Source organism: Acinetobacter sp. YH12023 (genome assembly GCF_013420135.1).
GTDB classification, from domain to species: Bacteria; Pseudomonadota; Gammaproteobacteria; order Pseudomonadales; family Moraxellaceae; genus Acinetobacter; species Acinetobacter amyesii.
In genome coordinates, this window is the sequence record NZ_VOYU01000003.1 from 436,352 (window position 1) to 455,235 (window position 18,884).

Sequence of the window (18,884 nt, forward strand, 5' to 3'; positions counted from 1 at the left end):
TTAACCGCCAAATGCAGCAAATTTTAATGCCCAAAGTGCAGCAATAATCCAGACCATATATGGTACAGTTTTCGCCTTACCTGTAAGCAATTTAACCAATGCATAGCTAATGAAGCCCATTGCAATACCATCTGCAATTGAATAGGTAAACGGCATAAATACAATTGTCAAGAATGCAGGGACTGCTTCAGTAATATCATCCCACTCAATATGAACGATACCTTGAATCATCAACACACCAACAAACAACAATGCTGGCGCAGTTGCAAAACCTGGTACTGACTGAGCAAGTGGTGCTAAGAACAATGCCAAAATAAACAATACAGCAACTACAACTGCAGTTAAACCTGTACGACCACCGGCAGCAACACCTGCTGATGATTCAATATAAGGCGTAGTTGATGACGTACCCAATGCCGCACCCGCAACAATTGCAGATGAGTCAGCAAATAATGCTTTCTTCAAACGTGGTAATTTACCGTCTTTTAATAAACCTGCACGGTGTGATACACCGACCAATGTACCTGTAGAATCAAATAAATCGACCAAGAAGAATACAAAGATCACGCCAATCAAACTTGCAGTGAATAGACCTTCGAAGTTCATTTGCATGAATGTTGGAGCGATTGAAGGAATAGCACCTACAACACCTTTAAATTCGTTGAAGCCCAGCAAGGTTGAAATTGCAGTAATCACCAAAATACTGATGATGATTGCACCACGTACTTTGAAGTGATGCATAACCACAACCATCAAGAAGCCAAGTAAAGCCAACAAGACAGACGGCTGTTTTAAATCACCCAGACTGACCAGTGTTGCAGGGTTATCAACAATAATGCCGGCATTTTTCAAAGAAACCAGCGCAAGGAATAAACCAATACCGCCGCCGATCGCCAGTTTAAGCGACATTGGAATCGCATTGACAATCGCTTCACGAATTTTGAACATGCTGATAGCGATAAAAACAAGGCCAGAGACAAAAACAGCTGCTAAAGCAGTTTGCCATTCCACGCCCATACCCAAACATACAGAATAGGTAAAGTAAGCGTTTAAGCCCATACCCGGTGCTAGGGCAATTGGATAGTTAGCAACAATACCCATTACTAAACAGCCAATGGCTGCTGCTAAACAGGTTGCGACAAAAACAGCGCCATGATCCATACCCGTTTCGGACAAAATCATTGGATTGACAATAATGATGTAACACATTGTCAAAAAAGTAGTTACACCTGCAATGACTTCTGTTTTGAAACTGGTTTTGTTTTCGCTCAGTTTAAACAGACGTTCAAGCATGTTCTCGGAAGATGGATTAGGAGTCGTCATGACCTAGCCCCTATGAAGTAAACTTTATGCATATAAGCATCCCACAAAATTAATCATGTGATGTATTCATCATTAATTTTGTATATGCCTAAGCAATGAATATGCCAATTTGGCAGATTGTAGGCTCTAAAAAATCCTATTTTCAACAGCATATAACACGGTACAAATGTTGAAATTTGCAAACAAAAAAGCTGCATAAACCTATGCAGCTCCTCTATTTATTTCATTTAATTCGTATTTAATATCAATAAATACTGATCAAATTAATTTCGGCAAATTATAACACATTGATTTTTTAATGTTTCCACATTTTCATCGCTTTTCAATTTAGTAAATTTAAGACATTGTTTTCTTTATAAAGTTTCTAATTATTATATGTAAAAATAAAATAACAATTTTTAGAGTAATACCTTATGTATCATGATTGAGCTCAATGCAAAAGCTGCTAGATTGACTTTTTTTTAGCGCATATAAGGTGATGCGTTCAAATCATCATTGAACACCTGATTAATTTCTTGCTGTCGCTTTAACTCTGCATTTTTATAAACACTAAACCCTAAGAACACAATGCTGAGTATAAAAATTGGTATCAGTATTTTTTTCATAACAAAATTTTATTCATGTTTAAATATTTGGCTATAATAACAAAAAACTTAAACAAAAAAGTGACGTATTTCACAATTTTATATCTTATTAAGTCATTTAATAAGCTATTTGTTCGATCAATGTTAACTTTGTAATATATTTTAGACTGATAGACAAGATAATCGCTGAATGATTTTTCGAATCCTTTTCCGCAAAAAGCTTCAAATCATAGATCATTTCACATACGAAATTTAAAGCACCATCAATTTCACAGCCCCACCATTAAATCTCGAATGAAGAAGATAAAAAACCGCTGACTTCAAGGCAGCGGCTATACATATTCTTTTCAGTCTAAGCTTTTCAATTTCGAAATTAAGCGGCTTGTTGTTCATCTCGCTTAAAGACCAATTCACCCTTTAAGCTACTCTCTGCATCGAAATAATAACCATCGGTATTGAACGACTTGATATCTTCAATACGTTCAATTTTATTTTCCAACAAATAACGCGCCATTAGGCCACGTGCTTTTTTGGCATAGAAGCTGATGACTTTATATTTGCCGTTCTTTTGATCGAGAAAAACAGGCTTGATGATTTCGGCTTTGATTTTTGATTCTTTGACCGACTTATAATATTCATCTGAAGCGATGTTGACCAAAAGTTCAGAGCCCGCTTTTTCCAAATCGTCATTGATGAGATTGGTGATGGTATTGTCCCAAAACTCGTATAGGTTATGTCCACTTGGATTTTGCAGCTTGGTCCCCATCTCTAAACGATATGGCATCATTAAATCAAGCGGACGCAATAAACCATAGAGACCCGAGAGCATACGCAAATGGGTTTGTGCATATTCAAGGTCTGAGTTTGTAAGTTTATAAGCATCTAAACCGGTATATACATCACCTTTAAAGGCAAAGATTGCTTGGCGTGCATTGGCAAAATCAAAATCAGGCTGCCAATCTCGGAAGCGCTCAACATTTAAAGTCGCAATTTTCTCACTGACACTCATCAAGCTTGAAATTTCACTTACCGACAATTTACGTGCGACTGAGATTAATTCTTCAGAATGATCTAATAGCCGTGGTTGAGTGAATTTTTCAGTCGGTAAAGCGGTTTCGTAATCTAAAGTTTTTGCTGGAGAAATTAAAGCGAGCATAAACATCCTGATTAATTTTTAATTAAACAAACTATAACAGTAGAGTATTTTCAAATCCAATCTGTGTTTTTGATAAACATAATCTGTAAACTATGCGACTCTCCCGCTTTCACATTTTAGTCATTATGTCAGAACAACTGTTCATTCAAGGGCCTGTTGGTCAGCTTGAAATTTTTGTTGATTATCCACAGGGTGAAGTGAAAGGATTCGCGGTAGTTACACACCCTCACCCATTGCAAGGTGGCACACCACAGCACAAAGTACCTGTGCTTTTAGCGCAAATGTTCTTAGAACGTGGCTATGTTGTCTATCGCCCAAGTTTCCGCGGCTCTGGCCAAAGTGCAGGAATACATGACGAAGGCAATGGTGAAACCAAAGATACCATGCAAGTCATTGAATTTGCTCGTAGCCAACACCCAAACTTGCCATTTTATGCAGGCGGTTTTAGTTTTGGTGCAAATGTCATGACTAAATGCTATGCCCTATTGCCAGTGGAGTTACAGCCTGTACAGACTATTTTATGCGGCTTACCAACCACAACAGTTGCAGGTGTACGTCACTATGTGACACCGCATATTAAGGGTGATATTTTATTTATTCATGGTGAAGAAGATAATGTCACACTGTTATCTGACTTGATTCAGTGGGCCAAACCACAGCGCCATTTAATCACGGTTTTGCCCGGTGCAAACCACTTCTTTACGGGTTATCTAAAACAGCTTCGTATTGCGATTTCACGCTTTTTAGTATAAACAATACCAAAAATGAGTCAGCTTAACTGGCTCATTTTTCTTGCCTAGCGAACGCTCTATTCCCCCAATATTCCAGATAAACTGAACTACTCGCTTGTCGAGTTATCCATTTTTTTGCATTAGTGATCACAATTCGTTCAACATGTAATGACTTAAGCCTATACTCGTTTAATTTTGATTACGCCTCAATTTTTTATCTAAAAACCAATTATTTACTTGTTTAAATAATCAACTACAGAAATAATACCCAGAAAAATTAAGATAAAATTTAGAGGGAAAAATGAAATTTATTGTTGCTGTGATTTTAAGTCTAAGCATTGCAGCTTTGGTCTATTATTTTAATTCAACCCCATCCACAACGACAAATTTGCCAGCGTCTACGGTTGCTGCGAACGATGGTCCCAAAGCCTATTTGACTGCGTCATACAAGATGAATGTCGATGGTCGTGATTTTAGCTTAAAAATGGTCTACGACTTTCCCAACAGCCAAGTGTGTGAAGCCCAACTCAACAGCACTGACACCATGAATATGATTTCAACCTTTAAGCAACGCTGTTCAAGTGACTCGGTGTGTAAAGAAGCTGAAATTTCGTCTTGTTCATCTTTTACCGATCAAAAATATAAAGATATGCTCGATAAAAAATATCATGACACTCATTATATTTACCTTAGCGATAGCAAATTGACTGATCAACGTGGTGTGATCGTGTTTTGGGGACTCAATGAACAAGAGTCAGAAAAAATGTGTGACTATGTGAAAAAGAGCAATCGAACTATTAATCCTATCAATATTGAATGTCTATAACGTTGTTCGATACATTCCGTTAAAAAATAAAAAAGCAGCACTATGCTGCTTTTTTATAGATGATTTTTAATTCAATTTTTCAGTTCATTTCGTCATTTGTTTCCATTGAAACTCACTATACGAGTCTTCTTCTTTTAAACTGTTTTCGACCGCTTGAGCCAATTGATTCAATAAACTTTGCTCAGTAATACGATCTAACCAATCTTGGTCTTCATCTGGATAAGAGGTAATTTCACAGACTAGACGACCGGATTCATCCTGCCCCTGACATGTCACTGAAAGTGGCAATTCATGCTGATCGACACTGACTGCAATCTGATCACCACTTTGCGATAACGTTTGAAAGCCATATTTCTCAAGCTTACTTGCTAAAAACTCAGCCACTTGAGTTTGAGTATCAGTACTGCTTTCAACTCGATTTGAATCGCTATGGGCGGTGAATTGTAGTTTTCTCATGTATCTATCCAAAGACATTCTTGTTGTATAGTTTTAGCATAAGCAATTAAGACCAAACAGCCAAGCATTTGCTTGGCTGTTGTTGAATAAATATACAAATTTAGTGAATTATTTATTCACTTACCGCAATCGTTAAACCGGCTTGAGTCGCTAGCTCTGTAAATGTCGGGAAGCTGGTCGCAACAGTTTCTGTACCCACGATATTAATTTCACCCGAAGTACGTAAACCTGCCATTGAGAAGCTCATTGCAATACGGTGGTCATGATGTGATTCGATTTGACCACCTGTGAAGATTGCACCCCACTCACCCGCTTTGCCTTGACCTTCAATGATAATGCCGTCCTCGGTTGGCGTACAATCGATACCCATAATTTTTAGGCCATCTGCCATCACTTGAATACGATCCGACTCTTTCACTCGAAGTTCAGCTGCACCAGTCAAAATGGTTTGACCTTCTGCACAAGCCGCTGCGATAAACAGTGCTGGAAATTCATCAATCGCCAATGGTACTTGATCTTCTGGCATATGAATGCCTTTGAGTGTACGTGAACCACGAATACGAATATCTGCAATCGGCTCACCGCCAGCGATACGTTCATTTTCAACAGTCAGGTCAGCACCCATCTGTTTTAAAATTTCGATCACACCTGTACGTGTTGGATTAATGCCGACCGCTTCAAGTGTGACATCTGAACCTTCAGTAATCGCTGCACCCACCATAAAGAATGCTGCAGATGAAATGTCAGAGGGTACTTGAATATCCGTACCGACTAACTTGCCGCCACCTTGAAGTGAAATGCGGTTGCCTTCTGTTTTCACGTCATAACCAAATGCACGAAGCATACGTTCCGAATGGTCACGTGTCGGTTCTGGCTCAGTGACAACAGTTTCACCTTCTGCCCAAAGACCGGCCAACAAAATACCAGATTTTACTTGTGCAGATGCCATGGGTAAGTCGTAATGAATACCTTTAAGGTTTTGACTTCCAGAAATAGATACTGGAGGCGTACCACGCTCACCTGTAGTTTGAATTTGCGCACCCATTTCACGTAATGGTTTGGCAATACGTTCCATTGGACGTTTTGATAATGACGCATCACCCGTCATCACCGAATCAAACTTTTGTGCCGACAACATGCCTGAGAGCAAACGCATTGAAGTGCCTGAGTTACCCATATACAAAGCGCCAGCAGGTGCTTTTAAACCATGCATGCCTACACCATGAATGGTGACTTCGCCGTTTTTAGGGCCTTCAATACTCACCCCCATATCGCGGAATGCTTGGAGGGTTGCCAAGGCATCTTCACCTTCAAGGAAACCAGTGACATGCGTTGTGCCTTCTGCAATAGCACCAAACATGATAGAGCGATGTGACACAGATTTATCACCTGGCACAGTAAATTTACCTTGGAATTGCTTTGGACCCGGTAAAATTTTGAATTGCTGTGTCGTCACTTTATTTTTCTCCATCAGTGGTTTCTTTGCGAGCATGTGATTGAAATGTTGGCGTGCTGCTTGTGCATGCCCCAACAGCCCCATCAACGCTTGTGAGTTTTCATCTTCAATCAGTTTGCGAAGAATAGCCAATTGTTTTTCAAAGCCATCTACCGCATTTAAAATTGCCTTTTTATTGGCAAAAAAGATGTCATGCCACATATGTGGGTCACTTGCAGCAATGCGTGAGAAATCACGAAAACCGCCAGCGGCATAACGGAAAATATCTAAATTGTCTTCTCGGTTCGCAAGTTGCTCAACCAAGTTAAATGCCATCAAATGCGGAAGATGGCTGGTATGGGCCAACACTTCATCGTGTTTTTCCACATCCATGCAAATTACTTCCGCTTTGGCAGCTTGCCACAATTGAATCAGTTTCTCTACAGCCCAATCTGCACTGCTAGGTAAAGGTGTCAAAATCACTTTGTGATTAGCAAATAAATCTACCTTACCGGCATGCACACCTGTTAGTTCAGCCCCAGCAATCGGATGCCCCGGTACAAAACCAGCAGGTAATTGCTCACCATAGACTGCTTTCGCTGCATCAACGACATTGCCTTTGGTACTCCCAACATCGGTAATAATCGTCTGTTCGGATAGATAAGGCTTGATCGCTTCAAGGACTTTTTGTGTCGCACGTACAGGCAAAGCCAAGACAACGAGATCTGCACCTTTGACCGCTTCAGCAGGATCGCTATAACCCTGCTGAATAAGCCCTAAAGCTTTTGCATCTTCTAAAGTTTTTTGTGAACGCGTAGACGCTACAATTTCCTTAGCTAAACCTTCAGCAATCATGACGCGAGCTAGGCTTGAGCCAATCAGCCCAAGCCCAATAAAAGCAACTTTTTCAAATAGTGGCACAGACATGACTTAAGCTTTAGCCTCTAAGCCCAAAACTTTAGCCAATGCCGCTAAGAATTTAGCATTTTCAGCTTCAGTCCCAATTGATACACGTAAATGCTCAGGGATACCAACAGGACGAACAATCACACCTTCTTTTAATAAAGCATTGAAAGTCTGTGCAGGATCTGCTTTTACATTTACTAAAATGAAGTTGGCACGTGAAGGCACATACGCTAAACCTAAAGCATCAAAGCCTGACTCAAGTTGAGCCATACCCGCTTTGTTCACTACGCGTGATTTTTCAATAAACGCTTCATCTTTAAGTGCAGCAACTGCAGCAACCATTGCTAAATGGTTGACGTTAAATGGTTGACGAATACGATTAAGGAAATCCGTCACTTCAACTGAAGCCAAGGCAAAACCAACACGTAGCGCAGCCAAGCCATAACATTTTGACATGGTACGGCTAACGATTAAGTTTGCGTATTGATCTAAGAATTTTAAGCTGTTGAAGTTTTCTGGGAAATATTCCACATAGGCTTCATCTAAAACCACGATCACATTTGCAGGTACTTTTTGCATGAACGCTTCAAATTCAGCTTCTTCAAACCATGTACCTGTTGGATTATTTGGGTTCGCAATAAAAATCAATTTAGTATTGTCTTTGATTGCCGCAGCCATTGCATCTAAGTCATGTGAAAAACCTTTTGCAGGCACTTCAATCGCTTCAGCATTAATCGCTTGAGTCACCAGACCATACACAGCAAATGCATGTTGGCTATACACCACCGAGTCTTGCTCGGAAACAAAAGCACGAGCAAAAATTTCTAGAAGATCGTTTGAACCATTACCCAACGTAATGCGGTCATGTGCAATACCAAATTGTTTTTCAACTTGGTCTTTCAAAATAAAACCGCCACCATCCGGATATCGACCAATTTCTGCAAGTTCAGCAGCAACCGCTTCTTTCACTTTGTCAGAACAACCCAATGGGTTTTCATTTGATGCGAGTTTTACGATATCTGTAATACCCAACTCACGCTCAAGTTCACTAATTGGTTTACCTGGTTGGTAAGGCTTTAGCTTTGCAATGCCTTCATTGGCTGGGACAAACGTCATTTTACACTTCCAGTTTTTTCAAATGATGAAGGTGATCAACTCCTGATGGAATTGATCACAGTTGTGATCTTAAAGAACAGCAATCGGATATGAACCCAATACACGAATTTCTTTAACCAATGGACGAATTTCTTCAATCGCTGCTTTGACATTGTCTTGTTCTACATGGCCTTCAAGGTCAACAAAGAAGACATAGGCCCATTTTTCAGGCAAGGCAGGACGTGTTTCAATACTGGTCAAACTGATATTGTGTTTTGCAAATGGTGCAAGAATTTCAAGCAACGCCCCTGCACGGTCATGCGCAGAAATCAACAATGAAGTTTTATCATTGCCCGATTGCGGTACTTTCTCACGACCAATCACCAAGAAACGAGTAGTATTTTCAGGATTGTCTTCAATATTGCTATGCAAAATTTCAAGGTTGTAAATGTTCGCAGCGACTTCAGAAGCAATTGCTGCTGAGTGCCATTCATTGCGAATACGGCGTGCAGCTTCTGCATTTGAACTGAGTGCAACACGTTCTACACCTGGATAATGAGCATCTAACCAACCACGGCATTGCGCCAAAGTTTGTTGATGAGCATAAATTTGTTTAATGCTGTCTTTACGTGTGTTTTCAGACACTAGGAACTGGTGATGAATACGCAGCTCCACTTCACCAATAACATTCAGATGTGAAGATTTGAAGCAATCTAGGGTGTGGTTCACTACACCTTCAGATGAGTTCTCTACAGGCACAAGACCATAGTGCGCACTGCCTGCTTCTACTTCGCGGAATACTTCATCAATCGTTGGAAGAGGGCGAATAACAGCGTCTTGACCGAAATGTTTTAAAACAGCCGAATGCGTATAAGTTCCGACTGGACCTAAAAACGCAATACTTTGCGGCGCTTCCAGGGCTAAACAAGCCGACATGATCTCACGGAATAAACGTGCCATTGTCACATCAGACAATGGGCCTTCGTTACGATCCATAACTTTACGTAAAACTTGCGCTTCACGTTCAGGACGATAAAACAATGGATTCTCTTCTGCAGCAAATTTTGCTTTTGCCACAGCTTCAGCTAGTTTCGCACGACGACTGATAAGTTGTTGAATCTGCATATCAACAGAGTCGATATCTTCACGAATTTGAGCTAAGTCCAGAGAAGTCGGAGTGTTTTGATCATCGTTGATCATTGTTATGTCGCCCTTCAAAAAAATTTTGCAAACAGTATAACAATAGTTAGCTTTCAAATGTTGCGCAATACGACTTTGATGGTTTCAGCCTTAAAAACATACAGTTGATTAAAGCTTCATCAGCTTAACTTAAGAGCCAAAACAGCTAAACTGATAGGTAAAGCCATAATTAAGGCAAATCTTACCTTTTGACGGCTTTATTGATCATTCATCTTGAGCAGCACAATAAATAGACCTTCTCTTTTCCTCCAAATTTGCATCAGATCCATCCCCTTGTATAAGCCCATCAATCAATTTGTTTCATTGGTCATTTCAGTTTTAAATTTTGCTCTCAATACTTGAAGCAAAATAAAAATTTCAAAACTTGGTTTTCATGGCATAGAAATAATTTGAAACTTAAAGATGATCTATATAAACACTTGGTCATTGATCGTTTTTTCAGTGACTTAATGGCACTTTCATCTAGTGTTTACAGTCATTGACGCATTTATTACAAAAGACACAGGTAATTTTTTTCATTGCTTTGTAGTCTAAATATCAGAAAAAAAATAACAGACCCATAGGTACAAGTATGCACAAGAAAATTGCAGTGTTAGTGACCTACGATTTTGAAGATATTGAGTACCTTGAGCCTGTGGAGGCCTTTCGAGCCGCTCGACACAGCATTATCAATATCGAAGATCAGGTTGGAAAAATTGTTTACGGCATGAAACGCCGTTCCCAGATCACCATTGACCAGAGTATCGACGATGCCTCTGTGCATGATTTTGATGCCTTATTTATCCCCGGCGGTTATTCACCCGAGAAACTCGCTTTAGATGACCGTTTTATCTATTTTGTACGTAATTTTGCAGATAGCCAAAAGCCGATTTTGAGCAGTTGTCACGGTCCACAATTGTTATTAGAAGCTGGTGTCATACAAGGTCGCCATTTCGCCCAATCTGAAACGCTGAAATCTGCTTTGTTAAACGCAGGTGTGGTGGTGTCGGATCAATCGGTCGTGAATGATAATAACTTGTATATATCGTCTCGCAGTACTTTAGATACGCCTGAATTTATTGAAGTCTGTCTGCAAGTTTTGGGGCAACCGTCATTATCATAGGTTTCAAAATATTCACGCAAAATTAAACACACAATCTAATTCAAATAAGCAAATCTATAGAAATACATCGTCTCTATAGAAATACATCCTAAAAAAAATAGCGAAGTCTTCACTTCGCTATTTTAATTTCAGCCTGATAAATTGTTTATCGACCTAAAATACTTCTTGCCACGATTTCTTTCATAATTTCATTGGTGCCACCGTAGATTTGCTGAATACGTGCATCGACAAAGAAACGTGAAATTGGATATTCGGTCATATAACCATAGCCACCAAATAATTGAAGTAGATTATGGGCCACTTTCATTTGCATATCGGTAGAAAAGCTCTTGAGTGCTGCTGCAGTTTCAACATCAAGTTTGCCTTGCATATAAAGTTCAACATTTTGATTATAAAATGCCGCTGTAGCCAATTCGTCAATCTTAGCCTGTGCCAAGACAAAACGAGTATTTTGGAACTGTCCGATCGCCTGTCCGAACGCTTGTCGCTCTTTAACATACTGCGTTGCCACATCAATGGAACCGCGAATCGCACCAATTGCAGTCGAGGCAATTGCGGTACGTTCACGCGGTAACTCTTGCATCAAGTAAGCAAAGCCTTGTCCAGCTTGACCCAAAAGTTGCTCTTTTGGCACTTTGACGTTGTCATAAAACAACTCTGAAGTGTCTTGCGCATGCAGACCAATTTTGTCGAGGTTGGTACCTTTCTTAAATCCATCCAAATGTGTATCGACTAAAAGTAATGACACACCTTTGGCACGTGCTTGTGGATCAGTTTTTGCAGCCAATACCACAAGGTCTGCATGTTGACCATTTGAAATAAAAGTTTTCGAGCCATTGAGCAGATAATGATCGCCCTGCAAAATTGCACTACTGCGCATAGACTGTAAGTCCGAACCTGCACCAGGCTCTGTCATACCAATGGCACCGACCACTTCACCTGTGACCATTTTCGGTAACCAATATTGTTTTTGTTCTTCTGAACCAATGTGCAAAATATAAGGCGCTGCAATTTCAGAATGGCATGAAATACCTGTCGATAATGCACTAAAACCTGCTCGCGCAGATTCTTCGACTAGCATCAGTGAATAATGCGTTGGGACGCCATAGCCGCCATATTCTTCAGGCACATCCACACATAAAAAGCCATTTTCACCCAAAGCATTCCATACTGAACGCGGCATAATGCCTTCACGTTCCCATTGCTCATAATGTGGTGCGACATGCTCTGCCATAAAGCGGCGAAAGTTATCTCGAAATAATTCTAAGTCTGCATCATAAGCCAGCATGTGTTTCTTCCTTGGTTGAGTTTGTTGTTTTGTTGAGCTTCATCCTATTGCAGTTTAGAACAGCCGTCATGCCTAAAAACTAAAGCGTTCAAATTTGGCTTTGGGCTTACATAAAAAAAGGAAGCCGAAGCTTCCTTTTTAATTACATCTTTTACATCACAGCACAGCGTTATGCATGATGTGCATTGCCTTCTTCTTGCATCTGACGGTCAATTTCTTCAGGATTTGCTAAAGCAAAATCTAGTTTTTCTTTGTCTAATTGACCCACCCATTTCGCAACCACAATCGTTGCCAATGAGTTACCTACAAGGTTCGTTAATGCACGTGCTTCTGACATGAAACGGTCAATACCAAGAATTAATGCCAAACCTGCTACAGGAATATGACCCACAGCAGACAATGTTGCAGCCATCACAATAAAGCCTGAACCCGTCACACCCGCAGCACCCTTAGATGAAATGAGTAGAACCAATAACAATGTGATCTGATGCGAAATATCAAGCGGTGTATTGGTCGCTTGTGCAATAAAGATTGCTGCCATAGTCAGGTAAATAGACGTACCATCTAGGTTAAATGAATAACCTGTTGGAATAACAAGACCCACTACAGATTTTTCTGCACCAGCAAGTTCGAGTTTTTTCAACATACGTGGCAGTACAGATTCAGAAGAAGAAGTACCCAGTACGATCAGTAACTCTTCGCGAATCATGCGAATCATTTTCAAAATACTGAAACCGCAAATACGTGCAATTGAGCCAAGTATAATGAAAATAAACAGCAAACATGTGATATAGAAGCAGATGATCAATTGACCCAATTGTGCCAAACTACCAATACCATATTTACCAATGGTATAAGCCATCGCACCGAAAGCACCAATTGGTGCAAGCTTCATGATCATGTTTACAATGTTAAAGAATACATGTGCAATTTGATCAATAAACTTCAATACAGGCTTACCTGCATCACCAAGTTTATGCAAAGCAAAACCAAATAATAAGGCAAATAATAGGACTTGAAGAATTTCACCCTCGGCAAACGCACCAACAACGGTGTTTGGGATGATATTCATAAAAAATTCTTGGGTAGATTGTGCTGCACCAGATTCAACATATTTAGAAATACCTGAAGTATCTAAAGATGCTGGATCGACGTTCATGCCTACACCAGGTTTTGCAATATTAATCACTGCAAGACCGATAATGAGTGCGATGGTCGAAACGATTTCGAAGTATAGTAAAGCGACCCCACCTGTCTTACCCACAGATTTCATGCTTTCCATACCTGCAATACCACTTACCACGGTACAGAAAATCACAGGTGCAATAATCATTTTAATTAGCTTAATGAAACCTTGTCCTAGTGGATAGAACAACTCACCCCAGCCTTTTACGTATTGCTCGGTACCATTGATGATTTGCGTACCACTTGGTGAGAAATGACCCACCAATACACCCGCAATAATGGCAACGATCACTTGAAAATATAGTGACTTATAAATTGGTTTTTTAGCCATGACATTACTTCACGATATATTTCTGCTTCAAAGAAATATTCAGTTTTTGTCTATTTTCAAAAAATAAACAGCCCAAAACCCCTTTGTCTTCGACAAAAGAGCACCAAAGGTATTTGACTTAGCCAAATACAGAAAAACGAAATATGTATGGTGATTAAATAATCACATCAGGACCTGATATAGAATCAGCACATTGATCAGGAGATGAAACGCATACTAAAGTAGGTTAAATTTTACCTGTTTTTTAATGGCTTGTTCTGCCACAAATGTTAATTTCGGTTAAATAATAGACCGAGATCATTAGACTATAGTCTAAAGACTGCATTTTTTACGCTCATTATCAGGCTGAAAAATACCAACTATAGAAGTAAACTATCCTTAAGTCCTAATTTTAAGCCCCGTATTTGCATGAACAATAAACGAAATATTTACAAAGATTTTGAACATCCTTTTGCGCAATTTGTCCGTATCGTGGGTAAAGGTAAAAATGGCGCACGTTCGCTCACTTATGATGAAGCCTACCAAGCGTTCAGCATGATCTTAAAAGATGAGGTTTTGGACGTTCAATTGGGCGCTTTCTTGATGTTATTGCGTGTAAAAGAAGAGTCAGTCGATGAACTTACAGGCTTCGTCCAAGCTACACGTGATCAACTCAAGTTTAAAAAGCTAGATGTCGATCTAGATTGGTCATCTTATGCAGGTAAACGCAAACATTATCCATGGTTTTTATTAGCAGCATTAACGCTGGCAAAACACGGTTACAATGTCGTGATGCATGGCGCTTCAGGTCATACCATTAACCGCCTTTATACAGAACAAGTATTAGAGTATTTGGGTTTTCCTATTTGCCAAAATGATACAGATGTGGAAGAACAACTAATACAACGTCATTTTGCTTATATTCCGCTCGACGTCATTTCACCAATACTTAGTGATTTAATTTCACTGCGCAATGTGATGGGTTTACGTTCCCCAATTCACACCCTTGCGCGTCTGATAAATCCATTTAATGCCAAAGCCACCATGCAAGCTATTTTCCATCCAGCCTATCGTGGATCACACCAACGTGCGGCATTTCAATTGGGTTATCAAAATAGTGCTGTCATTAAGGGTGAAGGTGGTGAATTCGAACGTAACCCCGATGCAAAAACATTAATTTGTGGTATCAAGGATGGTGAAATGTATGAACATGAGTTGCCTAAACTGACGGACAACCGTAGTCCAGTCGAAGAAGAACTTGATTTGGCCGTTTTTAAAGCCGTTTGGGACGGTCAACAGACACATGAATATGGTGAAATCGCAGTCACCGAAACCATGGGAATCGCACTATATACCATGGGTGCAGTCGCAAGTTTTGATGATGCAATGCAAACTGCCAAAACCATGTGGGCAAATCGTCACGCTTAAATAAGCAGATATGAAGAAATAAATCTAGGCATGCATCAAGCCAATAAAAAGCCAGCATTGAGCTGGCTTTTTCAATCAGAAAGAAAACGGGTTAAACGAAACGAATCGGCTTGAACTCAGGTTCTTCCACATGCGAGTCGCAATGCTCATCTTCTTCTTTGGTCCCGCGGTCGATATAACCACTACGCTCATCTTCTGGCAAATGTTTAATTTCCCATGCATAAACCGCTTGCATACAAATTTGACGTTGTTCTTGAGTCAGCGCTACGCCATTTGGCCATTTACCAATTTCAATTGCCGTTTTTAATCGACCAACAATTTCAGGATCGAGTACGGCAAGCATCTGTTCAATATTCATAATTAATCCTGCTTTAATGAGTCAAAATCTTGGTTCCAGCCTAGCTTGGTACGACATGCCATATAGAAGTCATAACCAGGTGGATGTAATAAGTTGAGCTTAAATGGATGTTTGCGGATATGTAAACTATCGCCTACACCCAATGATACACTGTGTTGACCATCGGCACTGACCATTGGTAAAACACGGTTTTCACGAATCAAAATTTTAATTTCACTTTGTCCGCCCACGACAATCGGCCGTGACGACAAAGTATGTGGATGCATTGGCACTAAGGCAATCGCATCCATACTTGGATGGACAATCGGACCACCACCAGATAATGCATAAGCTGTAGAGCCGGTTGGTGTCGAAACAATTAAACCGTCACTGTGTTGACGGTATACATATTGCCCATCAATATTGAGTTCAAAGTCGATCATGTGTACCGATTTACCCGAGTGCAGTACAATATCATTTAAAGCTACAGCATCATAAATCGACTCACCTTTCGAGCGAATTTCCATTTCCAGCAAGAAACGTCGGTCTAGCTGAAACTCACCTTTGAGCACTTGATCTAACTTGAAAATCACTTCTGTCGGTTTGATATCGGTTAGGAAGCCCAAACGACCACGGTTCACCCCAATCACAGGGGTATTGTATTTCACCAAGGCACGTGCGGCATGAAGCAATGAACCATCACCGCCGACAACGATCACCAAATCGACAACTTCACCCAATAAATTACGGCTGACCGTCTGAGTATTATTGTAGGGAACCAGCTGCGCTGTTTGCGTATCAAAGACAGGATGTAATCCCAAACTCAAAATATGATCGTGGATCAAACATAGGGTTTCGATCACTGATGATTTGTCTGGACGACCAATCAACCCAATGTTTCGAAATGATTTATGTGAAATTTGCACCTGCGCTTTTGCTCCGCTTCGCCTCATTGGTATCATATCACTAACAGAAATGATTTAAAAAAACTTTAAAGTTTCGACTTTAGTGAAGTAGCTTCCAATATTTTGCATACATATAACAGTTTAAATATTGCAAAATACTGAAAAGCTTCGCATGATTAGCAAAATTTCTCAGGGTTTTATCACTATTTATGAAGTCTGAACGTGGCATAGGCATAATTGCACTGATTTTTTCGCTGTTGATCATCGGCGGATTTCTCGTGTTCAGCATTTATCTTATTCGTCTAGATAATATTGTACGTGACAAATTCGAAGGTCAACGTTGGGATATTCCAGCCAAGGTATTTGCTCGTCCTTTAGAAATTTATACCAATGCGCCTGTAAGCCAAGCAGACCTCAACCAAGAACTGAAACTTTTGGGCTATAACGCTCAAGACAGCTATGCGAAAACGGGGAGTTACGTTACTTCTGGCAATGTGACCTATATCCATACGCGTGGTTTTGACTTTGGTGATAGTGTCGACCCTGAACAAGTCCTTAAAGTGACCTTTGGTGAAGATCAAATCACTGAAGTAAGTGCGACCAAACCTTCAAGTAGTGGTATTGCCCGTTTAGAGCCGATGTTAATTGGTGGTATTTATCCTCAGCACAATGAAGACCGTGTTCTGATTAAACTGGATAAAGTACCTAAGCCTTTAATCCAAGCTTTAATTGCTACCGAAGACCGTAATTTCTATCAGCATCATGGTATTTCCATTCGTGGTACAGCACGTGCCATCGTAAGTAATGTCACCGGTGGTAAACGTCAAGGTGGTTCGACCCTCACTCAGCAATTGGTGAAAAATTTCTATTTATCGCCTGAAAAAACCATTAAACGTAAGGCCAACGAAGCCTTAATGGCGATGCTGATTGAACTCCACTATGACAAAGATGAAATTCTTGAAGCTTATTTAAATGAAGTGAATTTAGGTCAAAACGGTAACTATTCAATCAATGGTTATGGTTTAGCCTCGCAATTTTATTTTGGTTTACCGCTGCGTGAATTAAATATTGCTCAGCAGGCGTATTTAGTCGGTCTAGTTCAAGGCCCGACCCTATTTAATCCGTGGAAAAACCCTGAAGGTGCGATTAAACGCCGTAATATTGTATTAAATAATATGGTGGTCATGGGCTATTTAACTCAGGAACAATATGAAACTGAGTCTGCACGTCCATTAAATGTCATTACTAAACCAACATTGGGCCCTTCTCGCTTCCCAGACTATATGGATATTGTGCGTCGTCAACTGCGTACTGAATACCAAGAAAGCGATTTGACCAATCAAGGTCTTCGTATTTTCACCGCGATGGACCCGATTGCTCAAACTCGTGTACAAACTGCATTTAAAGAATCTGTGGCACGTTTAAGCAATACCAATCCAGCACGTTTGAAAGAATTACAAGGCGCGGTACTGGTGTCTCATCCTGAAAATGGTGAATTGGTTTCAGCAGTCGGTTCAACGCAGGACTTTACCGGCTTTAACCGTACAATGGATGCTAAACGTCAAGTCGGTTCATTGCTAAAACCTGTGATTTACCTCAGTGCGATAGAATCCAACCGTTATAACTGGGCGAGTCAAATCGAAGATAGTCCGATCAGCATTCAAAGTGATGGCAAAGCTTGGACCCCGAAAAACTATAGTGGTGGCGCACATGGTGTCGTACCAATGGTTGATGCCCTATCAAACTCTTATAACCTCTCTGCGGTACGCTTAGGTCAAGAGTTCGGTATGTCTACGTTTATTAACCATCTGAAAAAGTTTGGTGTGACTTCTAATATTCCAAACTACCCTTCGATTTACCTCGGTGCTATCGATATGTCACCGATGGAAGTGATGAGTGTCTATGGCAACTTTGCAACCGGTGGCTTCAAATATCCAGTGAAAGCTATTCGTTCAGTGGTCGATGCCAATGGTCGTTTATTAGATCGTTATAGCTTAACGGTACAACCGACTATTGCACCTGATGCAGCCTTTATCTTGAACTACGGTTTACAACAAGTGATGAGTTCAGGGACAGGCCGTTCTGCTTATGCATCATTACCATCTTCACTCAAACTTGCAGGTAAATCAGGGACAACCAATGATACGCGTGACTCATGGTTTGCAGGTTATTCAGGTAATTATTTAAGTGTGGTTTGGTTAGGTTTAGACAACAACAAAGTTACAGGCTTAACGGGTTCGTCAGGAGCACTTCCTGTTTGGACCAATGTGATGAAGCAGTTACGTCAAAAACCAGTTAATTTACGTCAACCAGACAGCGTACAGTGGCATTGGTTAGACCGTTATTCAGGTAATTTATCTGCGCAGCATTGTACAGGTGCGATGTATATTCCTCTTTCGCGCAACTCCATTCCAAATCAAGCTACGGCATGTGGTTCGACACAATATGAAGTAGAACCTTACACAGTTGATACTGAAGAGACGCAGCCAACTCAGGAGCAAAATGATAGTTTAGGTGACTACATTCGTGAAAGTGATGTCGATAATGATCAGGGTTCATCTGATCAACCTCGCATCATCTCAAGTGGAGAGTATTCAAATTAAACTGCACAACATTA

The 18,884-nt window shown here is 40.3% G+C and carries 15 protein-coding genes; 5 read left to right on the forward strand and 10 right to left on the reverse strand.

Annotated elements, in window-relative coordinates; all coding sequences use genetic code 11:
• Both FTT92_RS05150 and yaaA read right to left on the reverse strand, forming a co-directional pair.
• Positions 1–1,323: an NCS2 family permease gene (locus FTT92_RS05150; protein WP_078194402.1), complete on the reverse strand. Its 1,323-nt coding sequence runs from the start codon at positions 1,321–1,323 to the stop codon at positions 1–3.
• Positions 1,324–2,280: 957 nt separating this feature from the next.
• On the reverse strand, positions 2,281–3,063 hold the full coding sequence (gene yaaA / locus FTT92_RS05155) for a peroxide stress protein YaaA (RefSeq protein ID WP_180171590.1): 783 nt from the start codon (positions 3,061–3,063) through the stop codon (positions 2,281–2,283).
• Between the two features lie 125 nt (positions 3,064–3,188).
• Between yaaA and FTT92_RS05160 the strand changes: the two genes are divergently transcribed.
• Complete coding sequence (locus FTT92_RS05160) at positions 3,189–3,815, forward strand: alpha/beta hydrolase (protein ID WP_078194407.1); 627 nt, start codon at positions 3,189–3,191, stop codon at positions 3,813–3,815.
• A 280-nt stretch (positions 3,816–4,095) separates the two neighbouring features.
• Positions 4,096–4,620: a hypothetical protein gene (locus FTT92_RS05165; RefSeq protein WP_078194408.1), complete on the forward strand. Its 525-nt coding sequence runs from the start codon at positions 4,096–4,098 to the stop codon at positions 4,618–4,620.
• A gap of 84 nt (positions 4,621–4,704) precedes the next feature.
• Here FTT92_RS05165 and FTT92_RS05170 read toward each other — a convergent pair whose 3' ends face one another.
• The 4 genes from FTT92_RS05170 to pheA form a co-directional block, all read right to left on the reverse strand.
• The gene (locus FTT92_RS05170; RefSeq protein ID WP_180074073.1) at positions 4,705–5,076 is read right to left on the reverse strand and encodes a hypothetical protein; all 372 of its coding nucleotides are present in this window, start codon (positions 5,074–5,076) and stop codon (positions 4,705–4,707) included.
• Between the two features lie 112 nt (positions 5,077–5,188).
• On the reverse strand, positions 5,189–7,438 hold the full coding sequence (locus FTT92_RS05175; protein ID WP_180095076.1) for a bifunctional prephenate dehydrogenase/3-phosphoshikimate 1-carboxyvinyltransferase: 2,250 nt from the start codon (positions 7,436–7,438) through the stop codon (positions 5,189–5,191).
• Between the two features lie 3 nt (positions 7,439–7,441).
• Positions 7,442–8,533, reverse strand: coding sequence for a histidinol-phosphate transaminase (hisC, locus tag FTT92_RS05180; RefSeq protein WP_078189092.1), 1,092 nt, complete (start codon positions 8,531–8,533; stop codon positions 7,442–7,444).
• Between the two features lie 69 nt (positions 8,534–8,602).
• Entirely contained in the window at positions 8,603–9,712 is a 1,110-nt protein-coding gene (pheA, locus tag FTT92_RS05185) for a prephenate dehydratase (RefSeq protein WP_180171591.1), read from the reverse strand.
• A 571-nt stretch (positions 9,713–10,283) separates the two neighbouring features.
• Between pheA and FTT92_RS05190 the strand changes: the two genes are divergently transcribed.
• On the forward strand, positions 10,284–10,814 hold the full coding sequence (locus FTT92_RS05190; RefSeq protein WP_180041486.1) for a DJ-1/PfpI family protein: 531 nt from the start codon (positions 10,284–10,286) through the stop codon (positions 10,812–10,814).
• A 145-nt stretch (positions 10,815–10,959) separates the two neighbouring features.
• Here the strand turns inward: FTT92_RS05190 and FTT92_RS05195 are convergent, their stop codons facing one another.
• The gene (locus tag FTT92_RS05195; protein ID WP_180020843.1) at positions 10,960–12,102 is read right to left on the reverse strand and encodes an acyl-CoA dehydrogenase family protein; all 1,143 of its coding nucleotides are present in this window, start codon (positions 12,100–12,102) and stop codon (positions 10,960–10,962) included.
• A 169-nt stretch (positions 12,103–12,271) separates the two neighbouring features.
• Complete coding sequence (locus FTT92_RS05200) at positions 12,272–13,618, reverse strand: dicarboxylate/amino acid:cation symporter (RefSeq protein WP_180115329.1); 1,347 nt, start codon at positions 13,616–13,618, stop codon at positions 12,272–12,274.
• 408 nt (positions 13,619–14,026) lie between these two features.
• Here FTT92_RS05200 and FTT92_RS05205 point away from each other — a divergent pair, with 408 nt between their 5' ends.
• On the forward strand, positions 14,027–15,025 hold the full coding sequence (locus tag FTT92_RS05205; RefSeq protein WP_180107965.1) for a glycosyl transferase family protein: 999 nt from the start codon (positions 14,027–14,029) through the stop codon (positions 15,023–15,025).
• A gap of 91 nt (positions 15,026–15,116) precedes the next feature.
• On the opposite strand, the gene FTT92_RS05210 is transcribed toward FTT92_RS05205, so the two are convergent.
• Entirely contained in the window at positions 15,117–15,383 is a 267-nt protein-coding gene (locus FTT92_RS05210; RefSeq protein WP_078189099.1) for a YeaC family protein, read from the reverse strand.
• A gap of 2 nt (positions 15,384–15,385) precedes the next feature.
• Positions 15,386–16,324: an NAD(+) kinase gene (locus FTT92_RS05215; RefSeq protein ID WP_078189100.1), complete on the reverse strand. Its 939-nt coding sequence runs from the start codon at positions 16,322–16,324 to the stop codon at positions 15,386–15,388.
• Between the two features lie 152 nt (positions 16,325–16,476).
• On the opposite strand from FTT92_RS05215, the gene mrcB reads away from it, so the two are divergent.
• Complete coding sequence (mrcB, locus tag FTT92_RS05220) at positions 16,477–18,870, forward strand: penicillin-binding protein 1B (RefSeq protein WP_180171592.1); 2,394 nt, start codon at positions 16,477–16,479, stop codon at positions 18,868–18,870.
• The last annotated feature ends 14 nt before the right edge of the window (positions 18,871–18,884 follow it).

Excerpts from the sequence above, each read along its gene's own strand:
- FTT92_RS05150 (WP_078194402.1), bottom strand. The coding sequence starts at position 1,323 with ATGACGACTCCTAATCCATCTTCCGAGAACATGCTTGAACGTCTGTTT.
- yaaA (WP_180171590.1), bottom strand. The coding sequence starts at position 3,063 with ATGCTCGCTTTAATTTCTCCAGCAAAAACTTTAGATTACGAAACCGCT.
- FTT92_RS05160 (WP_078194407.1), top strand. The coding sequence starts at position 3,189 with ATGTCAGAACAACTGTTCATTCAAGGGCCTGTTGGTCAGCTTGAAATT.
- FTT92_RS05165 (WP_078194408.1), top strand. The coding sequence starts at position 4,096 with ATGAAATTTATTGTTGCTGTGATTTTAAGTCTAAGCATTGCAGCTTTG.
- FTT92_RS05170 (WP_180074073.1), bottom strand. The coding sequence starts at position 5,076 with ATGAGAAAACTACAATTCACCGCCCATAGCGATTCAAATCGAGTTGAA.
- FTT92_RS05175 (WP_180095076.1), bottom strand. The coding sequence starts at position 7,438 with ATGTCTGTGCCACTATTTGAAAAAGTTGCTTTTATTGGGCTTGGGCTG.
- hisC (WP_078189092.1), bottom strand. The coding sequence starts at position 8,533 with ATGACGTTTGTCCCAGCCAATGAAGGCATTGCAAAGCTAAAGCCTTAC.
- pheA (WP_180171591.1), bottom strand. The coding sequence starts at position 9,712 with ATGATCAACGATGATCAAAACACTCCGACTTCTCTGGACTTAGCTCAA.
- FTT92_RS05190 (WP_180041486.1), top strand. The coding sequence starts at position 10,284 with ATGCACAAGAAAATTGCAGTGTTAGTGACCTACGATTTTGAAGATATT.
- FTT92_RS05195 (WP_180020843.1), bottom strand. The coding sequence starts at position 12,102 with ATGCTGGCTTATGATGCAGACTTAGAATTATTTCGAGATAACTTTCGC.
- FTT92_RS05200 (WP_180115329.1), bottom strand. The coding sequence starts at position 13,618 with ATGGCTAAAAAACCAATTTATAAGTCACTATATTTTCAAGTGATCGTT.
- FTT92_RS05205 (WP_180107965.1), top strand. The coding sequence starts at position 14,027 with ATGAACAATAAACGAAATATTTACAAAGATTTTGAACATCCTTTTGCG.
- FTT92_RS05210 (WP_078189099.1), bottom strand. The coding sequence starts at position 15,383 with ATGAATATTGAACAGATGCTTGCCGTACTCGATCCTGAAATTGTTGGT.
- FTT92_RS05215 (WP_078189100.1), bottom strand. The coding sequence starts at position 16,324 with ATGATACCAATGAGGCGAAGCGGAGCAAAAGCGCAGGTGCAAATTTCA.
- mrcB (WP_180171592.1), top strand. The coding sequence starts at position 16,477 with ATGAAGTCTGAACGTGGCATAGGCATAATTGCACTGATTTTTTCGCTG.